The organism is Pseudarthrobacter sp. efr-133-R2A-89 (assembly GCF_030209315.1).
In the GTDB taxonomy this organism is placed as follows: Bacteria; Actinomycetota; Actinomycetes; order Actinomycetales; family Micrococcaceae; genus Arthrobacter.
In genome coordinates this window covers 424,582-448,425 of record NZ_JARVSE010000005.1, presented here as the reverse complement: position 1 = coordinate 448,425, position 23,844 = coordinate 424,582, and the positions used below count along the sequence as shown (strand labels likewise).

Here is a 23,844-nt window from a genome sequence, read left to right as displayed (position 1 = left end):
CTAAATAGCGAGAAGAGCGGACACCGCCTGTCGTTTGTCAACGAAGGGGTACAAGTCCAGTAAAGTTCCGTGTCACAACTTTACAACCTGGGAGGGTAAGAAAAAAATGAGCGACATGGGGAGAACTGCCCTGGTGATCGGTGCAACCCGTGGGATCGGGGCGGCCACGGCTCGAGCCCTGCTCTCCGCCGGCTACCGGACGGCGGGTACGCATCGTACCGGGGGGACCGTGCCCGAGGGGGTGCTCCCCCTCGAGATGGATGTGCGTGACAGTAATTCGATCGCAGCTGGCGTCAAGGCGGCTGCCGCCGACCTGGGTGGTCTGGATGTGCTCGTCGTCGCAGCAGGGATCACCCGCGACAAGCTGCTCATGCGGATGAGCGAGGAGGACCTGATCGAGGTCATGCAGGTCAATGCGATCGGGCCGATGCTGGCCTGCAAGGCGGCCCTGGGGCCGATGCTGCGGCAGCGCGGCGGATCGATCGTGCTGGTTTCATCCATGTCCGTGAAGTACGGCGTTGTCGGCCAGTGCAATTACACTGCATCCAAGGGGGCATTGGAAGCGTTTGCACGATCGATGGCCAGGGAGTACGCAGCCCGGAACATCCGGGTGAACGTTGTTGCTCCCGGCGCAACTGATACGGACATGATGGCTGATGTTGCTGAGGAGGCACGGATGGCAATGCTGGAAGGAATCCCGCTGGGTCGGTTCGGGACGGCAGATGAAGTCGCTTCGGCGATCATTCACACCGCGGAGAATACCTACATGTCGGGGGCCACTGTGCAGGTCTCAGGCGGTATTTGATCATGCAGGTCCAGCTGGATGTAGGTTCCTGGGGCCTTTTCTGCGGAAGCGACGGCAAGCAGCTGGTTCTGGTGGACGATAAGCCCTGTGGTCCGGTCTCCGCTCGGAAGCCCACGCGTGCAATTCCCAGGCGTCTTCTACTTGATGAGAACCGCATCGCCCAGGTGATGCGCAGTGGCAATGTAATTTCCGAGACAGTCCCCCATGCGGACGAGCAGTGGGCAGTTGAGGTACGGCCCGTCTTCTCTCCACGTACCTCCACGGTGATCGGTGTCCTCGCCGGCGTGGCCAAAGCGGCTGATCCGCTTCCGGAACCACCGCTGGTCGGTGGCTGGGAATGGGAGATCGAGCGTGACGCCGACGGTCAACCAACACTGCGCCGGCGCACGTACTGGGACCGGAACCTGTTTCGTATCTATGACGTCGACACAAGCGTCGCCCAGCAGCGCAGTGGCTATTGGGAAGCCGGGGAATGGGCGAGCGAGCTCATCGACCAGTCCGACCGGATGCGCGTGAACAGCCTCATCCGCGACGGCATCCAGGACGGGCTGATGGGCGTAACGGGCAAGGTCCGGTGCCTGACCTACAACATCGTCACAGGTTACGGCACGGCTTCACAGGACCGTCGGCACATGCGCCTGGTCGGCGTGATTCCGCCGATCGAGCCCGATCACGACAAGATCTATCTGCAGGGCTTCAGTTACGAGGCCCCGGAGACTTTTCACGATATGGCCTTCGAGCAAGACGCCAATGCGGGGCGCGTGGACGACGTGCTTCGCGGAGTCATGGCCCTGGCCAAGGAACCGATGGCCGTCGTCGACTCTGCAACGCTGGATGTTCTTATGACGTCGCCATCGTGGCGTCGGGAAGACTTCGGGTATGTCGGCGGCCTTGGTGAATTTGCCATTGACGCTTCAGGTGAGTTGCACAGGTTCATCGCGGCTGCGGCGAGGGATACCGCTCGTTCTCAATCGATGGGTCTGGCGCTTCGCCGGGTCGACGGTTCCGTGCAGAATGTGCGCATCACCGCCACCGGAGTCAGGTCTGGGGCTGAAGGGCGGGATGCAGTCATCAGGCTCGACTTTTAGTCGAGTCCACCTGCCCCGCCGTTTCGCAACGGGTTTCGTGCACTGAACACCGCCACGGTACCGATGACGTCGACCTTCACTTGGTCGAAGCTTCGCCGCAGTACAGCCTCAAGTCCTGCGGCGTCGTCTTCGCGGTTGTGAAAGATGCCCAGGCGGTTGTACAGGGCCATGAAGCCGCGGCCGATGAGGTTGTGGCTCACGCCACTGCCCAGGATGGTACTGCCGAACAGCACACCGTCAGCAGCGAGCCGCTCCCCTAGGTGTTTGAAAGCTACGCCCTTGTCCGCCCAGGAGCCGGGAACGCAGTGGAAGACGTAGTTCGCCGCGATGGAATCGAATTGGCCGAGAGCCTCGGGGATCGGTTCGAGGACGTTCGCGGTCACACCTCTGGTGCTTACGTGGGTGTGGGCGAGTCTGGACGCTGCGTGCTCCACGCTGTTTTCGTTGAGGTCCATGAGTGTGATCTCAGCAGATTCGGGGAGGTCGGCATTGGCGAGGTACCAACCAGTGCCGGGACCGACATCGAGATGGCGGGTGCCGATGCAACGGTTGTACTGGTCTAGCATGAGCTGGCTGGGGCATCGCCAGGCCAGCGAATTGGAGAACTTCACGACGAGCAGGTCGTAGAAGCCCAGCACCGGCTTGCTGTAGATACCTGCGCCGCGGCGCACTTCCTGGTCGTTCATGTGATCGGAGCCTATCGGTCGAGGTCGGTGAAGTGAGGGTCAGCAGGGTGGTTTCACGAAGGAGCAAGGACGGCTGTGCTGGGGTCCGTGTCCACTGGGTAGCTCTGAGATTGCATCCTAGTGGAAGTAGTTCCACTGGTGAAGTCGAGCCGGTGCGGCGTCAGCCGAAGACCAGCTCGCCGTAGCAAGCGGTCTGAAGGATGATGTCAAGGTCTTGGACGCAGCCGAATCCGAGCTGTTCGGACTCGATGGCGGCAGAGCAGCAGAGGTGGTACCCCTTCTGCTTGGCCTTTCGAAAGGCTTCCTTGATTTGGGCGGCCGACAGCTCGTAGTCCTTGGTCTTGGACTCGTCATCAGACTCTGGATCGTCAAGTGTGATGCTCACGTGCAAGCCGTCCTCTGTCAGCTTGCTCCCGTGGTACCAGGGAAGCGCGCCACCGAAGTAGAACTCTTCGACGTCCTGCAGGACTGAAGCTGCTGATTGGGTGAAGATACCGGTGTTGGTCATGTTTCCATTCCTTCGCGATTCCGTGCGATCAGGGCAAAATGACTTCGCGGGAGGCGAGGTCGGAGAGAACGGCCGGATCCGGGACCCGTGCATCGACGCTGTCCTCCTCACAGAGGGCATCGATCAAAGGGTGGCCTTCCAGCGCGCTGCGGGCTTCTGTGGGAGATGCGAAGACGACAGCTGTGCGGGGATGGAACTCCCGGTCGATGAGCACGTAGCCTAGTTCGCCGGGCTCGCGGCGCTGCATGCGCAGCAGGTCGAGATGCAACCGTGCCTGCGCTTCGACGGCGGCGACGTCGATACCAAGATCTGCTGAGAGTCGGTCGTCCACAGTCCTGGGCTTGTCGGACTCCGGGGTCTGCCTCGCGCGTTCAGTGTTGTCGTTGATCATGCTCATCCCCTCTCGTAGGTCTTGTGGAAGCCGACGACTTTGCTGGTGATTTTCCATGCAGCGACGATCCAGGATGATGCGGCCACGGTTCTACCTCTGGTCCGCGATCTAGTCGAGGGGGTTCCTGTCCTCCACGGTCATCTGATCGATCGCAGCCAACCGTCTGGCGATTGTTTGTTCGAAGCCATTGCCGGTAGGACGGTAATACTGTGTGCCGCGGACGGCATCGGGTAGGTATTGCTGCAAGACAACTCCGTGTTCGAAGTCGTGAGGGTAGAAGTAGCCTTCTCCGTGCCCGAGGCCCTTCGCGCCCGGGTAGTGCGCGTCGCGCAGGTGCACTGGCACGCTCCCGGTCCGGCCGCGCCGGACGTCTTCCAGCGCTTGGTCGATGCCGCGGATGACGGCCGGCGACTTGGGGGCCGTGGCGATTGCGACCGTTGCCTGAGCGAGGTTGAGCCGCGCCTCGGGCATACCGATCAGCTGGACTGCCTGGGCGGCGGCCACTGCGATGCCCAGCACCGAGGGGTCGGCCATGCCGACGTCCTCGGAGGCGTGCACCACCAAGCGCCGTGCGATGAACCTCGGGTCCTCCCCCGCCTCGATCATCCGGGCCAGCCAGTGCAGGGCCGCATCCGGGTCGCTGCCTCTCATGCTCTTGATGAATGCGCTGACGACGTCGTAGTGCTGGTCGCCATCGCGGTCGTAACGCTGCAGCGCAGCGCCGGTGACCTGCTCCAGCACCTCGCGGTCGACGACGCTCTTGCCTGCGGCCTGCGCAGTTGCGACAGCGGTCTCCAGCCGGTTCAGCGCCTGGCGGACGTCGCCGCTGGACAGCCCTGCAATGATCTGCAGCGCGGGGTCGGCGAACCCGATCCCGGTGGCTGAGAGGACCGGGTCCTCCTCTAGGGCACGCGAGAGCAGGTTCACGACCTCGCCGTCCTCCACAGGGCGTAGGACCAGCAGGATTGAGCGCGAGACCAGTGCCGAGTTGACCGAGAAGCTCGGGTTCTCGGTGGTCGCGCCGATGAGCGAGATGACCCCGGCCTCCACGGCGGGCAGGAGGACGTCCTGCTGCGCCTTGGAGAAGCGGTGGATCTCGTCAATGAACACGAGCGTCTGGAGGTCGTCGTCGAGGGCCTTCTGGGCTCCGGCGAGCGTTTTGCGGACATCGGCTACGCCGGCGCTGGTCGCAGAGAGCTCGACGAAGCAGCGGCTGGTCTGGCGGGCGATCACCGAGGCGATGGTGGTCTTGCCGACGCCGGGCGGACCCCAGAGCAGGACCGAGGTCGCACCCTCGCCCTGGGCGAGCAGCTCGAGCGGCGAGCCGGGAAAGACCAGGTGCTCCTGGCCCACGATCTGGTCGAGGGAGGTGGGCCGCATGCGGGCGGCCAGGGGTTGGATGGCACTCATGGTCTACTCCTTGTTTGGTTCGAGGCGGGCGATCTCGGCCTCGACCCGGGCTTCTTCGCTCTGTGCCGCGGCGGTGCGCGCCCTGGCCTCGGCGAGCCGGGCACGCGCCTCGCGCAGCGCCTGCGCGTCCGACATGGCCTCGACGGCGTGGATCGCTTCGAGCACCGGTGCGGCTGCGTACGAGGGCACCCGGACGCCGATCTGCAAGTAGAAGTCGTCACCGTCAGATGCGTGACCGACGCTGGGCGGCCGGCCGAACGCTGTCGTGCACTCCTCGTTCTTGCGCGTGTGGATCCGGCCGGCGAAGACCTGGGCGGCGGTCACGCTGCAGTCCGCGACGGCGGCGTGGATGGCCCGGAGCACCGGCTCGACGAGCTGGGTGTCGGTGCGCTGCTGTGGATTGACGGTCGGCAGGAGTCCGGGGTCGAGGTGGCTGTCTTCGATGCGGGGGTGCATGGTTGCTCCTTTTGCGGCGGGGGTGGCCATCAGCTCTCGATGCGCGTGAACGGGCCGGAGTTGTGGACGAACAAGGCGATGATCGGCGCGTACCGGGCGTCGCGGTGTACGCCGCCGGCGTCGGTCCAGCCGCCTTGGGCGTCGAGCGTCCAGCGGTCGCCCGTTGCGTCGAGGTACTCTCCCGGCTCGGCCGGGAGCCGATGCTGTTTCACCATCCGGCGGAGCTTGCGGTCAATGGCGGCGCGTTTCCTGGCCGGCATGGGCGCGCCTGTAGTCCGTTCAGGGGGATAGGCGTCCCCGGGCAGCAGGTTCTGCTGCCTGAAGCGGCGCGGGAACAGTGGCATGGCGGTCCTTTCAATTGACGGTGCTGCGCTCAGGCGGAGACGGCGTCCCCCCGCTCCTTGTGCCGGGCGAGCACCCGGTAGACGGTGCGGTCGGTGACCTCGGCCATGTCGGCGATGGTCCGGGGGTCGATCCCTCTGCCGGCCATCGCGACGATGAGGGTGTCGCGTTCCTGCTTTTGCGCCTGGGCGGCGCTACGGTGTGCCACCGGTGAAGTCTTGATAAGGCGGTCGCGTTCGGCGGTGCTGAGTCCGCCCCAGATGCCGAAGCGCTCGTCGGCGCTCAACGCGTAATCCAGGCACTGTGCGCGCACCCCGCACTGGGCACAGACCTTCTTGGCGTCGGTGGTGTTGCCGCCCTTCTCCGGGAAGAACGCGTCGGGGTCTGTTTCTGCGCACAGGGCATCCCTGCGCCACTTCTCGTCGGGGTCCTCACCGCTCATGACGGTGCGGCCGGGAGGCGGGTGTTCTGCTGTGCGAGCACCGTGGCTCCTCCTAGAAGTTGTCGTGCGTGTGTCGGTACTTCGTTCTCGGGGTGTGCGCGCACAGAGCCCCGGAGGATCCCATTCCTCCGGGGCTCTGTGCGCGAGGCTTCCGTCCTGTACTCCGGGGCGGCTGCGCCGCGCGCTGCTCCCGCTGTTCCTTTTAGTCACTGAAAAGGTGCGCGAAGTGTTCGTCGCTGAGGTCAATCTCGACACGCTGGCCCTCACGAGAGACCGTGAAGACGCAGCCCTCGTCAGCACTGGGCTGCCATGGTCCGCGCTGGAAGACCTCCCGCCAGACCTTGCTGGCGGCCTCAGCGGGCGATGCAGCATCCTGGTCGATCGTCCATCCGACGAGGTACTCCTCGCTGCCGGTGCCCTCAAACGGGTCGAGCTGATCCCGGGGGAAGACCTGGTCGAGCGCACGCTCGAAGTCTTCCCGGGTGGTGTCGCCGCCGGACACAGCTCCGCGGACGAGGTCGGCAAGGCTGTCGATGTGCAGGCTCATGGGGTTGCTCCCTGGGTTTTGGTTCGGGTGGGGTCTGCTGCGACCAGCGCGGCGATGAGCTCGAGGTCGTCTCCGGTGTCGGGGTCGATGAGGGTCCCGGCGGATCCGATGTCGGCCAGCGGCTGCTCGTGCGTCTTGCCTGCCGTGTCCCGGTAGACGAGCGTCACGCCGGACAGGTCCACGGCCGTGGTGCTTACCGGGGAGGACTCGGAGGCCTCGAACGCCGGCCGGATCGCCTCGATGAGCGCGATGAGGTGCTGTACCTCTGCTTTCCGTTCGAGCAGCGCCTTGCGCTGGAGTGCGCGCTGCTCGAACCGGGCCAGGTGCGCGTCGCAGCAGGTGTCGGTCTTGTCGGGTTCGTCCTTGGGATAGGACAGCAGGTAGTGGTCCGTCTCGACGGATTTGTCGACGAGCGTATCGAGCAGGATGTCGGCCTGCCGGGCGGTGATGCTGAGGCCGAGGCGCTGCTGCGCCGCTGCCATCAGGACGCCGCCTTCCGGTCCTCCGGGACGATGCCCTTGGTGCACAGCCGGACGAGGGCGGTGAGCATGTCCTGGCGGTGCCCGCCCCAGTGGACGGTGCGGCCGGAGGCCAGCTTGACGACGATCACGGGTGCCTGGGCATATCCGAGGTCTTCGGTGATGTGGCGGTGGTTTTCATCGCCCTGCTCGATGTCGATTTTGGTGTACTGCATCGCGGGCTGCTGCCGATCGAACAGGCTCTTGGCCTTGTCGCAGTTGGGGCACTCCGCCGGCCCGTAGATGGTGATTTTCGGCGCGGTGTGGGCGGTCCGGGGCAGGTCGCCGATCGTGGTGGGGGTCATGGGACTTGGTTTCCTTCTCTCCCCTGCTGGGGGTCGTTGTGGTGTGGAGGCCCTGGCTCTCAGACGTCGGGCTCCAGGTCGAACAGCCCGGGCTGGGCCACACGCTCGCGCAGCTGCCGGGCGGGTTCCTCGCCGAGGCGCTCGACGGCCTTGTCCAGGTCGCGGTAGGCCTCGGACTCGCCGAGTCCACCCATGGCCTCGATCTGGAAGTACAGCTCGGCGAGCTCCCGCTCGCTCAGGCGGTGGCCGAGCACCTCGGGGGCAGCGAGGTCGGTGTACGAGGCGCTGTAGCCCAGCTCCCAGTCGGACTCGGTCTGCTGCTCGGCCGTAAAGGCCACGAGGATGCCGTGGTCGGGCACGAGCGCGCCGACGAGCAGGTCCGCCAGCTGGTCCGGTGTCGGGCTCCACGGCTGCGCCTGCTGGAGGACTGCGCGGACCTTGGTCCGCAGCACTGAGTCGGCGTACAGCCCGGGCTTCCCGCACGGGCAGGTGCCCGCGAGGGGGCCGCGATCGATGGGCACCCAGAGCCCGTGGTCGTGCTCGAGGTGTTGGTCGGCGTCGTGCCGGGCGATGGCTGCTGGTGTCGACATGACCGTGCTGTGCTGCCAGCTGCACCCGATGCACGCCATGCCGTCTGCGCGCTGCTGGCCGTAGACGTAGACCTCGTGCTTGCCGGGGTGCTTGGCGCACTTGCCGTCCGGCGTCGCGTCGACCCACCAGTCGGGCAGGGGCGCGTTCACGGCTTCACGTCCTTGGCTGTGCTGTGCATCTCGGCGAGATGGGCGATGGTGCGCCGGCGGAGCCCGTCGTAAAGCGCCCAGAAGGCGTCGTCGCGCGCGGCGAGCTCGTGTATCCAGCTGTTGATCTGTCCGTCCGGGAGCGCTGCGATCTCCGCCGCCTGCTCCGGATCGAGGCCGTGGGCCTCCGGGGCCTCCCGCAGCTCGGCGCGCAGTGACTCTGCGTCGAGCGCGATTCCGGTTGCGGGCCCTCGGTGGTTGTCGGTCATGGGTGGTCTCCTCGGTGTCGCTGCTGGTCGCGGATCGCCTGTCGCTCCCGCTCGCGGCGGGTGCCCTTGCGGGGCTTGGGGGTGTGCCGCTGCGTCGCACTGGACTTGCGGAGTTCCCGCATCCAGTGCGCCTGTTCGGGATTCGCCGACGGCCGGAAGCCCTCGGTGGAGTAGTGCTGCCTGCGCTTTCGGCTCATGGGTTCTTCTCCTCCGCCACGCGGGCGATGTGGCGGGCGTAGCCAGCCGCCCACGTGCGGGCATCGGCGGTCTGCGCGGCGGCCACCGCCTTCGCGGCGCGGTCGGCGTCGATGGGCAGCCGATGCCGGATGAGCAGCGCCAGGGTGACGTCGAGCATCACGGTGCGCTCGTGGTCGCTCAGCTCCGTCTGCTCGGAGTGCTCGTGCACCCCACGGCGTTCGTGCAGGGCACGGTCCGCCCGCGAATCGAGCAGGGTCTGCTCGATCTCAGGGACGAGCTCTTCTGCGGTGGTCGTGGTGGTCTGGGGCGTCATGCGGTTCTTTCCGCCGGGCCGCTTGGCCCGGGATCGAGGAGCCCCGTCGCGCCGCCGTCCCACAGGGACCCGGCCGCGGCGAGGCTGCGGTCGTGTGGTCTGGGTCAGTCCTTCGAGCCGTCGCGGAACTGGAGGTACTCCCGCAGGGTCGGCGCGTCCGCGCCGGGGAGCGAGATCCGGTCGAGGGCTCCGTACAGGTCCTCGTCTCCGATCAGCTCGCCCTCGTGGGCGACGACGGCTTGCGCCAGGCGGACCAGCAGGACCTTCATCTCCTCGGCGCGCTCCTCGTCGGCGGTCCGCAGGCGCTTGATGTCGATGAGGCGCTTCTCGCAGAGGCTCTTGAGGTAGAGCGCGCCCTTGCGCCACTCGAGGAACTCGATCAGCTGTGTGCTGTGATCCAGCGGGGACAGCCGCCAGATCTCGGCGTCGTCCTGGCGGAATGAGAGCTGCTGGTCGATGCTTGAGGCGGTGGTCTTCAGCCAGTGCTCGGTTTGGTTGAGGCCGGCCGGCGTGGTGGTGACCTCGGCCCAGACTGCGTCATCGCGCAGGCAGCTGCGCATCACGGCGTCGAGCGGGTCCTGCAGGCGTGGAGGTGCGGGGCGGGCGGTGGTCGTCATGGTCATGGCGGATGTCCTCGTCGGTCGTGTCGTTGATGGTCTGCGGAGCGTCGGCCCCGACAGCGCGCCCGTGGCGCTGGTTGTGGAATTAGGTCTCAGTTCCTGGTGCCGAAGCGCAGGTCGGGCCAGATGGGCTCGACCGAGACGCCCAGCAGCTGGATACGGGGGTCGCGGTCCTTGGCGCGTTTCCAGGCGCGGCGAACGGCTGCGGCCTTGTTCCGGGCCTTCTTCTGGTCGTCGAACGGCCCAATCAGGCGCGAGTAGGTCTGGGGGCTGGCGGACTTCAGGCTCTCGGCCTGCATCATCACCACGACGCCGTAGCCGTTGGCCTCCTCGGCCACCAGGTCCTCCCAGGAATCGTAGGTGCGTTCGGTCTGCGTGCTGTACGCCTTCATGGCGAGACCTCCTGGTCGTCGTGACGGATGTCGATGGGCCGCTCCCAGAGCGGCATCCCGTCCTCGCCGGTCTCGGCCGAGAACTCGAGGCGGACCTCCGGCTGGTCTATGTGTGCGCCGAAGTCCGACCAGCCCGCAGGCGGGAGCCGGTAGATGGGCTGCTCAGCCATGGGACTCGCTCCTTCTCGTTGTGGTGTCGTGGCAATGAGGGGGGACCGGGCCGGGACCCGACCCCCGACATCACTGCCCCGGCACCCGGGTCGGCCCTGCCGACCCCGACGCTGTGCCCTCCGGTGACCAGCACCCGCAGGGTGCCGGTCACCGGTCGGTCATGAACCAGCTGCGATGCGTTCCGTCCCGGTCATCCTGGTCTCAGCCATGGGGCTGTTCTCCTGCGTTTCCGGGTTGGGTCTGCCGACGTTCGGCGGCCCAGGGGAGGCGGGAGTCCTGGTCAGCGGAGCACCAGAGCCCGCCAAGCGAGGCGCTGCGGTGGGTGTGGGGCAGGTGGTCCTCCCGGTCTCCGCACAGCCCGACGGGCAGACCGGCCGGGTCTCCAGTCAGCTCGGCGAAGCGCAGGCGGTACTCGAGCTCGGCAGCATCCGGGCTCCAGGCCTGGATCTCGATCCCGAAGGGCTGACCTGGAACCTCCCAGTCCCCCGCCGGCTCGCCCAGCAGCGCCGCGCGCTCGTCGAGCAGGATCCGCGAGTCGGCGTGCTTCACCTCGGCGGGCATGGCGGGGTCGATACTGAACTTCTGGGCGATGGCGACCATGACGCCGTCCTCGACGGCCCAGTACTCCGGCATGTGAAGCTTCAGCGGGCGGACCATGTCGCCCACGTATGCCTCTGTCGCGTCGTGCAGCAACGCCCAGAGCGCATGCTCCGGGGCGACGAGTCGCGAGAGGAGTACGCAGTGCTCGGCGACGGACATGAACCGGCGGACGTGGCCGTTGTAGCGGCACTGCATGGACAGCGCGTGTGCGATGTCGGCGATGTCCACGTCCTCGGGCCGCGGGTCCAGCGGGTAGAACCGGCGACCCGTGTAGGTCTGCATCCAGTTGCCGCGCGGAACTACGGTCGTGGCGGGCCGGGCTCCGGCTGTGGCCATCCCTGCTCCGTGATGGCGAGTGACGCTCCTTGTCCCCCGGGCGGGGTCGAAGCTGGCCGGCAGCTCGCGGTCGAAGAGCTCCTCGAGCAGCGCGACGTCGGGGTCGACGGGTTCGTGCTCTGCGCTCTGGAGCCAGAGCACGCCGTAGCGTTCCCCGGTCTCGCGCAGCACGACGTCGTGCAGGCCGTCGTCGGTGTTGTCGATCGTGTAGTCCGTGTTCGGCCCGAGGGCCGGTGCGCGCAGCGGCTTCGTTCCGGGCCGCGCCTGCATGGCTTCCCTGGCCTCGGCGGTGAAGCGCACGCGCGCTCCGTCGGGCCAGGCCTGGTGCTTCGGGTCATTCATGGATCAGTCCTCCTCGGGCCGGGTGGCACTGGGGTCGGGGTGGTGCGCCGCGGAGCGCCGGCGTGTGGCTGGCGCTCCGCGGCGTCGGAATGGGTTGGTCAGACCCGTTCGGAGACCCACAGGTCGTTGAGGTCGTCCTGGATCTCCTCCTCGAGGGCGACGAGGATCGCCTCCTCGCCGGACACAGCCGAGATGAGGTCGTCCTGGACCTGCTGCTTCTCTGCCAGGACTCCGGGCATCCGCTCGTCCTGAGTGCCCTTGGTGATAATCCGGTGGATCACCACGGGCTTGGTCTGCCCCGTGCGGTAGAGACGGCCGTTGGTCTGCAGGTAGTGCTCGAGCGAGAACGGCAGCGTGTACCAGATCATCGTCGAGCCGCCGTCCTGCAGGTTCAGGCCGTGGCCGGCCGCCGCGGGGTGCAGCAGCATCACCTGGATCTGCTTGGCGTTCCACCGGCGGACCATCTCCCGCGAGCCGTCAAAGACCTGCGCGTCGATGCCCGCCTTCTTGAAGCGCGCCATCAGCTGCTCCAGGTCAGAGCGGAAGTGGTACGCGACCAGCACGGGGTCTCCCCCGCTGTTGCGCACCAGGTACTCGGCCATTTCGAGCTTCTTGTCGTGGATAACCTCGTACTGGCCCTTGGTCGCCGGGTCCTCCGGGTCGGCCGTGTAGAGCGTCCCCGAGGCGAACTGCATCAGTTTGCTGGTGAGGACCGCCTGGTTCTCGGCGACGATCGACTCAACGCTCTGGGTGAGCTTGCCGTCCTCGTCCTGGTAGGTCTTCACGACGTCGAGCACGAGGTCGCGCCTGAACTCCTTGTAGGCCTGCATGAGGTCCGGCGGGAGGGTGACGTTGGCGTCCTGGATCGTCAGGCCCGACAGGTTGAGGTTGGTGTTCTGCGCGCTCATCACCAGGTGCCTGATGGCCTCATGGATCTCGGCCTCGGCGTTCGGGGTCGGGATCCACTTCGCCGGGGTGGTGGTGCCAGGCACCATCTTCGGGATGAACCACCGGTTGCGGAACTCCGTGATGGTCGGGCCCAGGGCCTCGCCCTGGTCGAGCAGGTAGATCTGGCTCCACAGGTCGTGCAGCCCGTTCGGGCTCGGCGTGCCGGTCAGCTCGATGAGCCGCGTGATGGCCGGGCGGACCGCTTTCAAGGCCTTGAACCGGGCGCTGCTGTGGGACTTGAAGCCCTGCGACTCGTCGATGATTACCGTCTGAAACGGCCAGATGAGGGTGTCCTGTCCGTTGATGGACTGGATCGGCATCTGGTCGACCAGGCCGTAGCGGCACTGCGCGCAGCCGTCGCCGCCGCAGCTGCGACAGTCGTGGCTCTCGCGCTCCAGCGCACCGCGGGTGACGAGCTCGCTGATCGCCTCCTTGACAGCGGTCTTGGTGGGGGCTTTGGTTCCGGACTGCCCGGCAGCCAGCTGCAGGAAGTGTCCGATCAGCTGCTCCTGGGCCATTGGTCCGATCGTCTCGATGAGCCCGCGCAGCCGCACGGCCTCCGGTGAGATCCCGGCGGCGATGGCATCGCCGGTGGGCTCGCCGGTCAGCTGGAGCAGACGCGCACCCTGGGAGGGCTGGGTCAGCAACTCCTGGTTGACGAAGTACATCGTCGGCGGGTCGGAGAAGACTTCCCGAAAGCGTTCCAGGCGCTTCTCCTTGGGCAGCTTCCGGTCGTTCTCGTTGACGATGAGCGACTTGGTTCGGATCGGGAATCCCCATTTGTCGATCTCGTCGAGCCAGGTCGAGCGTGCGATCGCGATCGGTGCGACGACGAGGATGTGGCCCATCGGCCGGACTGTCTGCAGGACGCTGAGGGTCGAAAGCGTCTTCCCGGCTCCGACACCAAGCCAGGCTCCGGCGAAGGGGCGGCTGACGAGGAAGTCGTGGATCTGCTGCTGGTAGGGCTTGAGCACGATGGGCGCGGGTGACGGCTGCGGTGGTGCGATGGTCGTGGTCATGGTGTGCGGCCTCCTCTCGTGGGTTGTCGGTAGTCGGGATCAGGCATGGAATGCCTCGCGGATAAGGCCCATGCGGACCTCGGCGTCATCGGCCCGGCGTGTCTGGGCGGCGAGCTCTGCCTCCAGCCCGACGATCCTGCGCTGCAGGGCGGTGACACGCGGGTCTTCACCCAGTGCGGTGCGTACGCGCTCAAGCACCGCTTCGGCAGAGGCATCCCCGACGGCCGAATCGGGTATGCGTGTCGCAAGCGGCAGATCTTCCTTGGCCTCGGCGGTCATGTCGTCCTCTGCTTCCTGCCCGGGCTCGGGCGCGATCATCAGGTGTCCCCGGCGGCGGGTGGGCCGGGCCGTCGCGGGCCCCGGCTGGTCTTGTTCCGGTGCATCGGGCTGTGCGGGCGCGTCGACGGGCACGGCCTGGAAGGCCGGCTCCCCGGCCCCGTCGAACGAGACCTCGATGAGCTGGTCCGCAGGCAGGCCCTCGGGCTGGGCGTCGAACCAGCGGGAGAAGGCGGCTGGGTGCTCAACGAAGGCCACCGCGACGGTCATCTGCCGTTTCCCGCGTGGCCTGCGGTCTGCGGCGGATACTGCATGGTCGGCCCGGTGCCCGCCGAGCAGCCGTTTCATGTCGGCACGGGCGTTCTGCGCCGTGCGGTTGGGTGAGGTCATGTTGCGCGGCACCGAGACGGATCCGCCGGCGTTGTTGCGCAGAATGGCGTGGCCCCGGGACGAGACACGCCCAACGCAGCCGGCCCGCATCGCTTCGAGCACGAGCTCCGTGGCCTCGCGATCGAAGGTGCCCAGGTCGGCCCGGGTGAGCTGGCGGAAGGCCGAGGTTGCCTGGCCGTTGCCCTTGGTGACGCGGCCGCTCATCGGGCGGCCTCCGGGGTTCCGGCGTCACCGCGGGCGATCACCGTCCGGGTGCTTTCCGCGGCCAGGAGGTTGAACACCACGGCAGCCGCGTGGTCCTCATCGTCTTCGCGGCACATCCACTGCATGAAGTGGCGGAAGGCGCTGGCGCGGAACTCCTCCATCTCTGCGGCAGTGCTGGCCTGCTCCCAGTCGCGCGAGTCGTACTTGCGCGCTCCACGCTCCACGAGCGCGGCCGTCCTTGTGAGCAGCTGGTCCTGGTAGGGCACCTGAAGGGGTACGAGCAGGTCGAAGCGGGGCTGGCCTGTCTTCACCTCGCGCTGCATGCCGGAGGCGGTGACCCTGCGTGATCCCGAGTCTTTCGTTTCGTAGTCGCGGGCGGTTGTCTCCGGGCCCGCGGCCGTGGCTGTTGCGGTCATGATGCTGCTTTCTGCTGGCTCTCGATCCGGCGGTAACCGAGCACGTGGGTGATGAAGGCGTCGACGGCCTGCTCGTCATCCACGACGTGGATCTCGGCACCGAAACGGCGCATCTTGGCGTGCATGACGTGCTGGCGCTTCTCGAGGTCTCCGCCGGGTCGCTTGACCTCGACGAAGACCGTGCCGGTGGGCGTGAGGACGATTCGGTCGGGGACGCCCCCGCGGGCCGGGGACACAAACTTCAGGCAGAACAGACCGTGCCGGCGGCACTGCGTGAGCAGGTACTGCTCGACGGCCTTCTCCCGCTGGTTCTTCTTCCTCGGCATGGGGGCTCAGTCCTCGTCGGTCCCGGCAGCGTCGGAGGCGTCGCCGTCAAGGAAGTGCCCGAAGCCGACGATGTCCTCGTCGTCGATGTAGGCAGCGATGGCGTCCGGGTCGTAGACGAAGCTCGGGTCGTCAGGGTCGACCACGACCCAGCGCTTGGCCGCATTGCCGTAGTTGGAGAAGCCGTCGATGTCGGCGACGGTCACCAGGCCCTGGTGGGCGAGCTCCTTGAGCCGGGTGCGGATGCCGGAGTCCGAGGAGCGCGGCACCTCGCCGAGGCTGGTGACGACGCGGTCGTGGTAAGCGGCGATGAGCTCGTCGTGGGTGAGCGGGCCCTTCTCGCGGACGATGTCGAGCACGATGGGACGGACGCGGGATGCGCCGAGCGCGGCCTTCACGGCGGCGGCGTAGGAGGTCTCCGGGTCAGTGGAGCGGACAGGGAGTGTTGACTGGGACATGATGGCCTCTCGTGGTCGTGTCGCGTCGAGTCCGAATTGCCTTTCTTACTCAATTATGACTCGAAGTGAATGATCTGTGCGGAACCATTCGCAATGGTGCGCAGAGTTGAACAAGGGGGCCGCGGCGTGCGCGGCCCCCTTGTGCGGGTTGTGGTGGATCGGCTCAGACGGCCTCGTTCATCCAGTTCTTGGTGAACGTCTCCTCGAGCATCCGGACGTAGGTGTCCAGGTCCAGCGAGGCGATGAGCCGCTCGATCCGGTCGGCCGGCAGCTGGTGCAGGTCGTCGTTGACGACGACCATCGACCAGGTTGGGTCGATGGCGTTAATACGCCGCACCACGACGTCCTGGTCGTCTGGGAGCACGGCGAGCCCGTCCGACATGCTGGCCTCGGCGCGGGAGCGGGCCCAGCCGTGATGGCGCAGCACCTCCAGCGCGACCGGGTCGCGCTTGGTCCGGCCGATGTCCTCCTCGCGGCGCTTGGCCTGGCTGGCCGCGGTGACCTTCCAGGCACCGGCGTTGAGCAGGCTCCGGGCGTTCTCGGTGCCCTCGCGGACGATGAACACCCGGTTGACCATCTGCAGCACCTGTGGGTCGCGGACGTTGGTCACGTGACCCTGCTCGCTGAACTTCACACCCACGGCGGGGTCGATGGGCGCAGCCGAGAAGGGGTAGGTGATCGAGCCGCGGGAGGCCGCGATGACGTTCTGGAACAACAGGAGCGACCGGATCGGGTCGTCCTCCAGGACCGCCTCCTCGATCACCTTCCGGCCCAGCATCAGGTCGAAGGGCTCCGCGATCGCCGACTCCCCCCTGCTCGCCACCGTCTGCAGGTAGCGGGCCAGGGCGAAGTCGATCACGGCCGGGTGGGCCAGCGACTTCGTCGGAGTCGGGCCCGCGTGGCAGGCCAGCGTGCCGCCACCGGCGGCGATGATCGGACTGTCTGCCACGGACCGCCCCGGTTCCGGGGCCTCCAGCTCCAGGCGGTTGTTCGAGTCCTTGCTGATGAGGAACATCAGCTCAGGTTCGATGTCGACGCCGATGGCCTCCTGCTGCTCGGCGAGCACCCGGTTGTTGGTCGCTTCGTCGAATCCGTTCTCGCCGCCGACGACCGAGTAGAGGCCGTCGGTGTTGGTGGAGATGATCCGCGCCCCGGCCAGCGTCTGGGCCTGTCCGATCCGCCAGCTGAACAGCTGGCCAAGGATGCGCATCGAGATGATGCGGTTGTTCATCCGGATCGGCGTCCGGTGACTTGCGTCGCCTGCGCCCGAGGCCGAGTTGAGGATCAGCTTCGTGCCGTTGCGCAGCACGCCGAGCCCGGCGATCTGAGCCTTCAGCCGCGCAGCTTCAGGGCTGTCGCCCGGAAGCTGCGCCAGCTGCTTCTTCAGCCCCTTGATCTCCTGGCCGTAGCGCTCTTTGTCGAAGAAGATCTTCGCGTAGCGGTCCTCACCCAGCTCGGGGTTCCAGAACGCCCGCATGTTGCGCAGCAGGTTCGGGTAGTAGCTGGTGAAGTCCTCGTGGATCACCAGGCCAGCCGAGGTACGTGCGAACTTCGGGTGCAACTTGTCGGAGCCGTCTTCCTTGGCGATGAACAGCTCCGGCTTCTTCTTGGCCGGCTCATCGCGGTAGGCGGCATTGGTGGCCGTGCTGTTGGCGAGTACCACCTTGCCTTCCAGGACACCGCCGTCGGGCAGGACGACGTTCAGCGCCTCCGCCTCGGGCCGCTGGGTGGTCAACAGGTCCGCCGGGTCAGGCACCTGGGCCTGGGCGCGGGCGAGCTGCCCGGCCTGGTCAGGGTCGTCCTTCTTCGGCTTGCGGTACTTGACCTTCTCCGGGTCCGAACCCAGCAGGACCAGCCGCTTGTCGACGAAGGTGCCGTCGGGCAGGCGGAGCATGGCGTGCTGACGCTTGGCCTCGGCCACGAAGTCCTTTGCGTCCGGGAAGGCCTGCGCTGCCCGGATGAGCATCATGGTCTGATCGTTGTGCTCGACCTTCTCGGCGTTGAACACCGACAGGTCGGCTTCGGCCCCATGGATGCCGCCGGTGGAGAACGTGGCGAAGCAGGACGACGGCGAGGCGTCCGCCCGGAAATACGGCACGTTGTTCGGGGTCTTGGGCACATCGCGCAGAGACCGGGCCGGAAGGCTGAACTTGTCGCGGTACTCCTCGGAGTCGTTGAAGTTCTGCCCCTCGATCGAGCGGTAGTACGCCACGACTTGCAGGAACTGCCGGTGGGCCTCGCGCTGGGCTGCAGTCACTTCGGAGTGGGTGGCCGGGTCGGGCGCGACGTTCTCCTCGAAGAAGCGCACACACTCGTCGAGCACGTTGACCGGCTCGATCCCGCGTTCTTTAGCGACCTCGGGGTGCGGATATACGAAGGACACCGCCTCGATGTCATCCAGTGAGGCGTAGGGTGCGAGGATGCGGCCCACGAACTTTGCCGATGAGGAGTCGACTGCCAGCCGGTCCTTGCGCACCGCACCGTTATTGGTGAACACCGTTTCGGTGAACTGGGCGAGCAGAGCGGCCTTGAGATCGAAGTTGCTCGCGTACGCCGGGTGCCGGAACAGCTGGGCCAGACCAAGGCAGTCCGAGACGTTGTAGGCCAGCAGCTCATAGAGATCCTCTACCGCCTCGATGCTCGTGTCATGGCTGAGCTTCTCGGATTCCTTGATCTGGCGGCCGAGCATCCCGAGCAGGCGCTTGAGGCTGACCTTGGACTGCAGTTCGTTCAGCCGGGCCACGTCCAGGTGCCGGCCCGAGTGAAGCATGGCGCGGCGGATCTTCGCAGCCGCCCCGTCCCAGCCGAGGTAGCCAGGCATGTACTCGATGTGCTGGGACGAGAAGAGCTGGTCGTTGTGGTCGCGCAGAGTACGGGCCGTGGTCGGCTGAAACGGCCGACCGCTGCCCGGGGCCGGAAACGCCTCGTTGAGGTAGAGCGCGACCATAGTCGTGTCATAGTTCATTGAGTTGTAGCCAGCAAGGAACGGATGCACTGCCGGGTCGTACTCGGGGTCTGTGTCGCAGACCGGACGCAGCGCCGCGGGGTACCCGCCTGGGTCGGAGTGGTTGCACACCTGGTCGGCGTTCGAGAGGCCCATCAGTTCGGCGAGCCGGAGGCTGCCCCGTTCGCCGCCGAGGTTCCAAAGCTGGACGCTGACCGCGGGCAGCCCCGGGTTGGAGCGGATCACGGTGTCGTAGAGGGCTTGGGGGTCGACGGAGGCGACCAGCGCCGGGTCGTCGGCCAGGAAGAAGATCTCCAGGTCGTGGACGGCGCGGCCCGGCCGCGGGGTGTAGGCGCACAGCGTGAAGACGTTCGACAGCGATTCGATGTCGTAGAACGTGAAGAGCGCGGTCTCAGCTGTGACGGGGGTGCGCTGGGTGGTCATGGGTCTGGCCTTTCGGTCGTCACCGGCCGTCACGGCCGGGGTATGCAGTTATCTGGTCGGGGTGCCGGCTGCTGCCGCGGATGGCCTTAGGCGGCGCTTCTTCCTTGTGACGGGCGCGGGGACCGGCCGGGCACCGCGGACCCATCGACCTCCCACCAGGGAGTAGCCGAAGTGCTCACGCTGGCCGATGCAGTCGGCGCATTCCTTTCCGGGTGAGACTCCCTCTCCTGCACATCCGTCCTTCAGTCGATCGGGTTGTGTGGAGAGCGGCGGCGCGGGGCGTCCATCCGACTGGAGGCCTCAGCCACGAGCCGCCGCTTCTCCTCCGGGTCGGCACTGATCTGCGAGCGGACGATCAGGTTGGTGATCCGCTGTTCGCGGGCGACATCGGCCAGCGCGGTGCTCGCCCTGCCTTGTTGCTTGGCGAGGTCGGTCACCGCCCGGGCGAGCTCGGTGATGGCCCTGGCGATTGTGCGCATGGTCGGATCAGTCCTCTCCTGTGGTGTCCTCGTCGTCGGCGTCCACCTGGGCGGCGGGACCGGTGTGCCGGAGCAGGCCGCGGTAGTTGGCCTGAAGGACCGGCTGCGACTTCTTTTTCGGGTCCGAGCCGCTGTAGTGCGGGTTCATCCACTTCTTCAGCTCGTACTCGGCGATGGTCGTCTCGGGGGTGGCCATCATCTGGCCGGGGCGGATCTTCTTGTTCTTGTCCGGGCAGTGCCACAGCGGGTCAGGCCGCACGATCGCAACCAGGTCCGTGATGAACTGCTTGTTGCTCACCGGCGACCCCGAGGGCGAGACGTCTGCGAACCAGGCCTTGTAGAGGTCATAGGTGAAGGTGAAAGGCACCAGGTCCCACACCAGCCGCTCGCGGAACTCTTCCCAGAAGGCGCGCACGGGGTCGTTGGCCTCCTTGTACTCGGCCAGGACGTCCTTGGTCGCCACCGGCTCGGAGAGCTGGTAGTAGTTGCCCGGGTCGGCTGCGCCGGCGCGGTTGAGCACGTACCAGAGGGCGTACTCCAGGACCTCGCGGCGCTGGAGGTAATCGTCCTTGATGTACTTGCGCTCCATGCCGGTGAAGCTCTTGTTGAACGGTACGAACAGCTGCCGGCGGTAGAAGCTTTCGGACTTGTCCTTCACGCGCGGGAACTCGTTGAGGCACTGGACCATGAAGCCGAAGAACTGGTAGGCGATCGGCATCCGGTACTTCCGGTTGATCTGGATGACGTCGTTGGTGACGATCGCCTTCAGGTTGGCCGCTTTGTCGATGAAGGTGCCCACGTCGTTCTCGTCGACGATGATCGCGTTGGCGCGCACGAGCGGCTCGAGCGCGAAGTCCTTGCCGAAGTCGCTCAGCGGGATCGAGGTGTGCGAGCGTGGCCCGCACAGGTTGCGCATGAGCGAGCACAGCGTGCCCTTGCCGTTGTTGCCCTGTTCTGAATAGAACCAGGCAGTCTTGCCCCAGCTGACGTGCGGCCGGATGATCGCGCCGATGACCTCCCAGAGCAGCTCGGGGATACCCTCCTCGTCGGAGAGCTCGTGGATCCAGGACTCGATGTCCCAGACCGAGCCGTCGACAGGGTGGACGATCACCGGGTTGTCCGGGTCTTCGACGTAGTCGATGTGGCACTTGGCCAGGAACACCAGTGCCGGGTCGAAGGGTACGAGCGACTTGGGTTCGAAGTGGAAGGCCTTGCCGCCCTCATGGATGTCCCGGGCCTCGCGGCCGTAGTGGAACACGCCGTTGTTCACGGCGATGAGGTCTCTGTGGCTGCACTGGTGCCGGCGCGGGCTGTCCTCGCGGAGTACTGCCAGGACCTCGGCGAACTCCTTGAGTGTCAGCTGCGTGTTGTAACGGCGTGCCGTGGTGCGGATGTCGTCCTCGCTGGTGGTGTACGTGCCGCGGCCCGGGCCGGTGGCCTGGTACATCGCCAGCAGGTCGTACTCGCGGTCAGTGTCCTTGGCGCTGGGGGCGATGCGGATCACGTGGTGCAGGCTCAACAGGATTTGCGCCACTTGCCAGTAGGTCAGGTGCCGGGCCAGGGGCAGCTTCTCGGCAGCCACCTTGGTCTTGCTGTTCTCGGCCTTGGAGACGCCGTTCACGATCGCGAGCAGCTGCTTCTCGAGCAGGCGCGGTGCCGGCGGGTCCGACGGGTCGATCAGCTGGAGGTAGACCTCGGTCGCGCGCGTGACTATTTCGTTTTGCGGGGCGATGTCGCCGCCGTCGGCGAAGTACGTCATGACCTCGGTGAAGGCGTCGGCGACAGGGTTGGTCGAGGGGGTGTCGAAGTCCTCGTCGAAGACGGGCGTTGGGTCGTCAGGAGTCGTCATGCTGCTGTCTTTCTCGATCGCGTCGAGTACCTGCCGGCAGTGAGTGGGAAGCCGATTGGTCTCGTAATCGAATAGGAACGTGCTCACGACTCTATGCCATCCGAATGGTCTTTCGCAACGAGTCGACTGATAGCCGACTCATGGTCCGGCAGAGGTCCCGGGTGGGGCTCGGAGGGGTCGCGCGCGAGACCCGGAGGCCACGACGACACGACGAGAGCGTGCGGTCTGGAATGAGAAACAGCGGCTCCGGGGGCGTATGCCCCACGGAGCCGCTGGCTTCTCGTGCTCGAGCACTCCCCCGCGGGCGGCGTGAGCCGCCCGACCCCCTGGTCGGGGTTCGGGGAGTTCTTCCGACCGGCCGGCCGGGAACCTCCAGAGCTGGGATCCGGCTGCAGCAGCGAGCCGGTATACCCCCTATGGGTATCGGAAGGTGTACCACTTGACGTGGTACACCTGTTTCCCCTGGTCAGTCGGGGATTTCAGGACTTCTCCAAACGGGGTGTACCACATGGAGATTTGCACGTGGTACAGGCGTTTGCCCTGGTGAGACGGGCTTTATATACCCCCTGTACCACTTGTACCACTAAATAAAGACTAGATATACGCGCATGGGGATAAGAGCTCTTACTGGCTGGATGACCGATCGGAGGCGTCCTTCGCGCACATATGTAAACGCTCGGAATCTGGTGGTACTCGTGGTACACCTGCCGAAAACGCTGATCTACCAAGGCAAAACGGCGTACCACGTCCGCTCGGGCACGTGGTACAGACTCCCTCGGCCGCGGTCGCCTGACCCGCCGTTTGAGCAGGCCAGCACTGGGATCGGGAGGTGTACCACGACACGTGGTACACCTCGGCGCTGCGTCCTCCCGTGCAGCGGAGCATCAGGCCCTGACGGCCCTGACGGGAGCGACCGCGATGGGTCCGGCGTCCTGGTCGACCGGGCTTCCGAGTGATTCCGAGTGATTCCGAGACAGACCTTCGAATGGCCGCCGGAATGGGATGCCAACTGCATTGCACATGATGAATCGACACTGATAGAGTGGGCATTGGTGTTAGGGCCAGGAACCGTCACCAGGCGTTGTTGTCACAGGAACGTGAAAACAGAAAGGCCGGAGAAGCATCCCCGTGGGAAGGGAGCTCTCCGGCCTTTCTGCGCGCTCACGCTGGTGCGAGGCCCAGGGTGCGCCGGCCGCCTAGAAGGCGGCCGCGCTGCGGCCTCGCCGGTATCCCGCATTGGGGGACTCGGGTATGTGGGCACGGACCCGGTGGCCGTCCTCGACGGCGTACAGGATCTCGTAGGTGATGGAGACGTTGCGGTTGCAGGGCATCACACCCTGCCTCCGGCGCATCTCGAGCTTGCGGAAGCCAGCGACGGACTCGGCGCGTTCGAAGAAGCGGGCGAGCATCTCGCGGGCGCGTTCGCGCGCCTGCTCCGCCGTGCCGCCGCTGGTGCTCATGGTGAAGAAGTGCATGGACCCTCGATCGAAGGTCGGCCTCTCACCGGTGTCTAAGTCGCTGGCGAACCGCGCGCGGCGCACTTCGCTGCCGCTGGGGCGCACGAGCCGGCCTTGCGCGTCATACGCGCACTTGTTGACGACGGCCATGGTGGATCCACCTCCTCTCAGGTCTGGCTGACGAAAATCCTTCAGCCAATCCCCCGGTGACCGGATCACCCCGGTCACCCGAGAGCAGGCCCTCCGGAGCGACCGTCGGCCCACGGCCGAAAGGTCGCCCGGAGGGCACCAGCGTCAGTCCTGCACGTTGAGCCCGGCCGCTATGCGGCCTGTGGCTCGCTTTCCCTGCATTCTTCCCCGCCGGCCTCCCTGTCGTCTTGTGCAGGCCCGCACGCGGGTGCCGCCATGCGGTACACCGCCAGGGCGCACGCGAGGAACGCCGCGGTCATCAGCAGCGCTGAGACGGGGTTCGCCAGTGCGCCCAGCAGCTGGGCGGGGACAAGGACGGCCGCGAGGTTGAAGGCCAGGTGGAGCAGCACGCACGGCCACAGGACGCGGGTGCGTTCGTAGACCAGCGCCAGCAGCACCGCCAGGGGCAGCGTGGCAGCAAACTGGACGACGTTGGCGTGCAGCAGGCTGAAGCCCGCGGCGGTGACGAGCACCGCCGCGACGATGCCGACCCTGCGCCGCAGCAGCGGGTAGAGCAGGCCGCGGAAAAGCATCTCCTCGGCCACCGGCGCTGCCACCAGTGCGAGCAGGAGGGCCACGACGGGACCGGCGTCTGTCTTGGCTCGGGTCGATTCATCGAATCCCGCCGAGCCGCTAAGGGTATAGAGCCACAAGGCCAGGGACTGGCCGGCGAAGAACGCCAGAGCCAGGCACCCAAGCACCGTTCGGGTAAAGCGCGGTGTTCCGGACATCGGTCGGACCGTTGGCGCGTTGGCGAACCACCGGGGCCGGAAGAGCCTGGCAGCGCTGACGAGCAGCGCCACCAGGCCTCCGAGCACCGCCGTACCCAGGACGGGCTCGCCGACCTCGGAAACTACGGCAAGGCCAAGTCCCAGGTAGGCGGCGAGCACGCCGAGGGGCACGAGGACACACCACGCGATGGAGACGAGCCGGGACTTGATGGGTGGAGCGGGCATCCCCGCCTCCTTTCC

30 protein-coding genes are annotated in these 23,844 nt (G+C 66.5%); 2 read left to right on the top strand and 28 right to left on the bottom strand.

Annotation, left to right across the window (positions count from 1 at the left end; translation table 11 throughout):
* The first annotated feature begins 106 nt into the window (after positions 1-106).
* Positions 107-805: an SDR family NAD(P)-dependent oxidoreductase gene (locus QRM95_RS11350; RefSeq protein WP_285247733.1), complete on the top strand. Its 699-nt coding sequence runs from the start codon at positions 107-109 to the stop codon at positions 803-805.
* Positions 806-807: 2 nt separating this feature from the next.
* The gene (locus QRM95_RS11345; protein WP_071416438.1) at positions 808-1,893 is read left to right on the top strand and encodes a hypothetical protein; all 1,086 of its coding nucleotides are present in this window, start codon (positions 808-810) and stop codon (positions 1,891-1,893) included.
* On the opposite strand, the gene QRM95_RS11340 is transcribed toward QRM95_RS11345, so the two are convergent.
* The 28 genes from QRM95_RS11340 to QRM95_RS11205 form a co-directional block, all read right to left on the bottom strand.
* Complete coding sequence (locus QRM95_RS11340; RefSeq protein ID WP_133830751.1) at positions 1,890-2,579, bottom strand: class I SAM-dependent methyltransferase; 690 nt, start codon at positions 2,577-2,579, stop codon at positions 1,890-1,892. The genes QRM95_RS11345 and QRM95_RS11340 overlap by 4 nt on opposite strands.
* A 160-nt stretch (positions 2,580-2,739) precedes the next feature.
* Complete coding sequence (locus QRM95_RS11335; RefSeq protein WP_133830752.1) at positions 2,740-3,087, bottom strand: hypothetical protein; 348 nt, start codon at positions 3,085-3,087, stop codon at positions 2,740-2,742.
* A gap of 28 nt (positions 3,088-3,115) precedes the next feature.
* Positions 3,116-3,478: a hypothetical protein gene (locus tag QRM95_RS11330; protein ID WP_056387508.1), complete on the bottom strand. Its 363-nt coding sequence runs from the start codon at positions 3,476-3,478 to the stop codon at positions 3,116-3,118.
* Between the two features lie 108 nt (positions 3,479-3,586).
* Entirely contained in the window at positions 3,587-4,888 is a 1,302-nt protein-coding gene (locus tag QRM95_RS11325) for a replication-associated recombination protein A (RefSeq protein ID WP_285247732.1), read from the bottom strand.
* Between the two features lie 3 nt (positions 4,889-4,891).
* A complete protein-coding gene (locus QRM95_RS11320; protein ID WP_133830754.1) occupies positions 4,892-5,344 on the bottom strand; it encodes a hypothetical protein in 453 nt (150 codons plus the stop codon).
* A gap of 29 nt (positions 5,345-5,373) precedes the next feature.
* On the bottom strand, positions 5,374-5,688 hold the full coding sequence (locus QRM95_RS11315) for a hypothetical protein (protein ID WP_133830755.1): 315 nt from the start codon (positions 5,686-5,688) through the stop codon (positions 5,374-5,376).
* A 29-nt stretch (positions 5,689-5,717) separates the two neighbouring features.
* Complete coding sequence (locus QRM95_RS21110) at positions 5,718-6,128, bottom strand: WhiB family transcriptional regulator (RefSeq protein ID WP_133830756.1); 411 nt, start codon at positions 6,126-6,128, stop codon at positions 5,718-5,720.
* Positions 6,129-6,330: 202 nt separating this feature from the next.
* Positions 6,331-6,675, bottom strand: coding sequence for a hypothetical protein (locus tag QRM95_RS11305; RefSeq protein WP_071416432.1), 345 nt, complete (start codon positions 6,673-6,675; stop codon positions 6,331-6,333).
* Complete coding sequence (locus tag QRM95_RS11300; RefSeq protein ID WP_071416431.1) at positions 6,672-7,157, bottom strand: hypothetical protein; 486 nt, start codon at positions 7,155-7,157, stop codon at positions 6,672-6,674. Before QRM95_RS11300 ends, QRM95_RS11305 begins: the two co-directional genes overlap by 4 nt.
* The gene (locus QRM95_RS11295; protein ID WP_056387525.1) at positions 7,157-7,498 is read right to left on the bottom strand and encodes a glutaredoxin family protein; all 342 of its coding nucleotides are present in this window, start codon (positions 7,496-7,498) and stop codon (positions 7,157-7,159) included. The genes QRM95_RS11300 and QRM95_RS11295 overlap by 1 nt, the downstream gene beginning before the upstream one ends.
* A 59-nt stretch (positions 7,499-7,557) precedes the next feature.
* Positions 7,558-8,088 (bottom strand): hypothetical protein, encoded by a 531-nt coding sequence (locus tag QRM95_RS11290; protein WP_133830757.1) that lies wholly within the window; start codon positions 8,086-8,088, stop codon positions 7,558-7,560.
* 146 nt (positions 8,089-8,234) lie between these two features.
* Positions 8,235-8,504: a hypothetical protein gene (locus QRM95_RS11285; protein WP_285247731.1), complete on the bottom strand. Its 270-nt coding sequence runs from the start codon at positions 8,502-8,504 to the stop codon at positions 8,235-8,237.
* Positions 8,501-8,701, bottom strand: a complete 201-nt coding sequence (locus QRM95_RS11280; RefSeq protein WP_056387535.1) for a hypothetical protein — start codon at positions 8,699-8,701, stop codon at positions 8,501-8,503. Before QRM95_RS11280 ends, QRM95_RS11285 begins: the two co-directional genes overlap by 4 nt.
* Entirely contained in the window at positions 8,698-9,015 is a 318-nt protein-coding gene (locus QRM95_RS11275) for a hypothetical protein (RefSeq protein ID WP_285247730.1), read from the bottom strand. The genes QRM95_RS11280 and QRM95_RS11275 overlap by 4 nt, the downstream gene beginning before the upstream one ends.
* A gap of 104 nt (positions 9,016-9,119) precedes the next feature.
* On the bottom strand, positions 9,120-9,638 hold the full coding sequence (locus tag QRM95_RS11270) for a hypothetical protein (RefSeq protein ID WP_056387540.1): 519 nt from the start codon (positions 9,636-9,638) through the stop codon (positions 9,120-9,122).
* 89 nt (positions 9,639-9,727) lie between these two features.
* Complete coding sequence (locus QRM95_RS11265; RefSeq protein WP_071416427.1) at positions 9,728-10,027, bottom strand: hypothetical protein; 300 nt, start codon at positions 10,025-10,027, stop codon at positions 9,728-9,730.
* A complete protein-coding gene (locus QRM95_RS11260; RefSeq protein WP_156400143.1) occupies positions 10,024-10,197 on the bottom strand; it encodes a hypothetical protein in 174 nt (57 codons plus the stop codon). Before QRM95_RS11260 ends, QRM95_RS11265 begins: the two co-directional genes overlap by 4 nt.
* A 202-nt stretch (positions 10,198-10,399) precedes the next feature.
* Positions 10,400-11,476 (bottom strand): HD domain-containing protein, encoded by a 1,077-nt coding sequence (locus tag QRM95_RS11255; protein ID WP_284975273.1) that lies wholly within the window; start codon positions 11,474-11,476, stop codon positions 10,400-10,402.
* Between the two features lie 98 nt (positions 11,477-11,574).
* Positions 11,575-13,443, bottom strand: a complete 1,869-nt coding sequence (locus QRM95_RS11250; protein WP_133830759.1) for an SNF2-related protein — start codon at positions 13,441-13,443, stop codon at positions 11,575-11,577.
* Between the two features lie 39 nt (positions 13,444-13,482).
* Entirely contained in the window at positions 13,483-14,313 is an 831-nt protein-coding gene (locus QRM95_RS11245; protein WP_284975272.1) for a hypothetical protein, read from the bottom strand.
* Positions 14,310-14,729: a dATP/dGTP diphosphohydrolase domain-containing protein gene (locus QRM95_RS11240; protein WP_133830761.1), complete on the bottom strand. Its 420-nt coding sequence runs from the start codon at positions 14,727-14,729 to the stop codon at positions 14,310-14,312. The genes QRM95_RS11245 and QRM95_RS11240 overlap by 4 nt, the downstream gene beginning before the upstream one ends.
* Positions 14,726-15,055: a VRR-NUC domain-containing protein gene (locus tag QRM95_RS11235; RefSeq protein ID WP_133830762.1), complete on the bottom strand. Its 330-nt coding sequence runs from the start codon at positions 15,053-15,055 to the stop codon at positions 14,726-14,728. The genes QRM95_RS11240 and QRM95_RS11235 overlap by 4 nt, the downstream gene beginning before the upstream one ends.
* A 6-nt stretch (positions 15,056-15,061) precedes the next feature.
* Positions 15,062-15,511, bottom strand: coding sequence for a hypothetical protein (locus tag QRM95_RS11230; protein WP_133830763.1), 450 nt, complete (start codon positions 15,509-15,511; stop codon positions 15,062-15,064).
* A 163-nt stretch (positions 15,512-15,674) separates the two neighbouring features.
* A complete protein-coding gene (locus QRM95_RS11225) occupies positions 15,675-18,899 on the bottom strand; it encodes a hypothetical protein (RefSeq protein ID WP_285247729.1) in 3,225 nt (1,074 codons plus the stop codon).
* A gap of 242 nt (positions 18,900-19,141) precedes the next feature.
* A complete protein-coding gene (locus QRM95_RS11220; protein ID WP_133830765.1) occupies positions 19,142-19,378 on the bottom strand; it encodes a hypothetical protein in 237 nt (78 codons plus the stop codon).
* 7 nt (positions 19,379-19,385) lie between these two features.
* Positions 19,386-21,314 carry a DNA primase family protein gene (locus tag QRM95_RS11215; RefSeq protein WP_208294363.1) on the bottom strand — a complete coding sequence of 643 codons (1,929 nt, stop codon included), beginning with the start codon at positions 21,312-21,314 and terminating at the stop codon, positions 19,386-19,388.
* Between the two features lie 1,109 nt (positions 21,315-22,423).
* Entirely contained in the window at positions 22,424-22,834 is a 411-nt protein-coding gene (locus QRM95_RS11210) for a hypothetical protein (RefSeq protein WP_133830766.1), read from the bottom strand.
* Positions 22,835-23,004: 170 nt separating this feature from the next.
* Complete coding sequence (locus QRM95_RS11205) at positions 23,005-23,829, bottom strand: CPBP family intramembrane glutamic endopeptidase (RefSeq protein WP_284975270.1); 825 nt, start codon at positions 23,827-23,829, stop codon at positions 23,005-23,007.
* Positions 23,830-23,844: the final 15 nt, after the last annotated feature.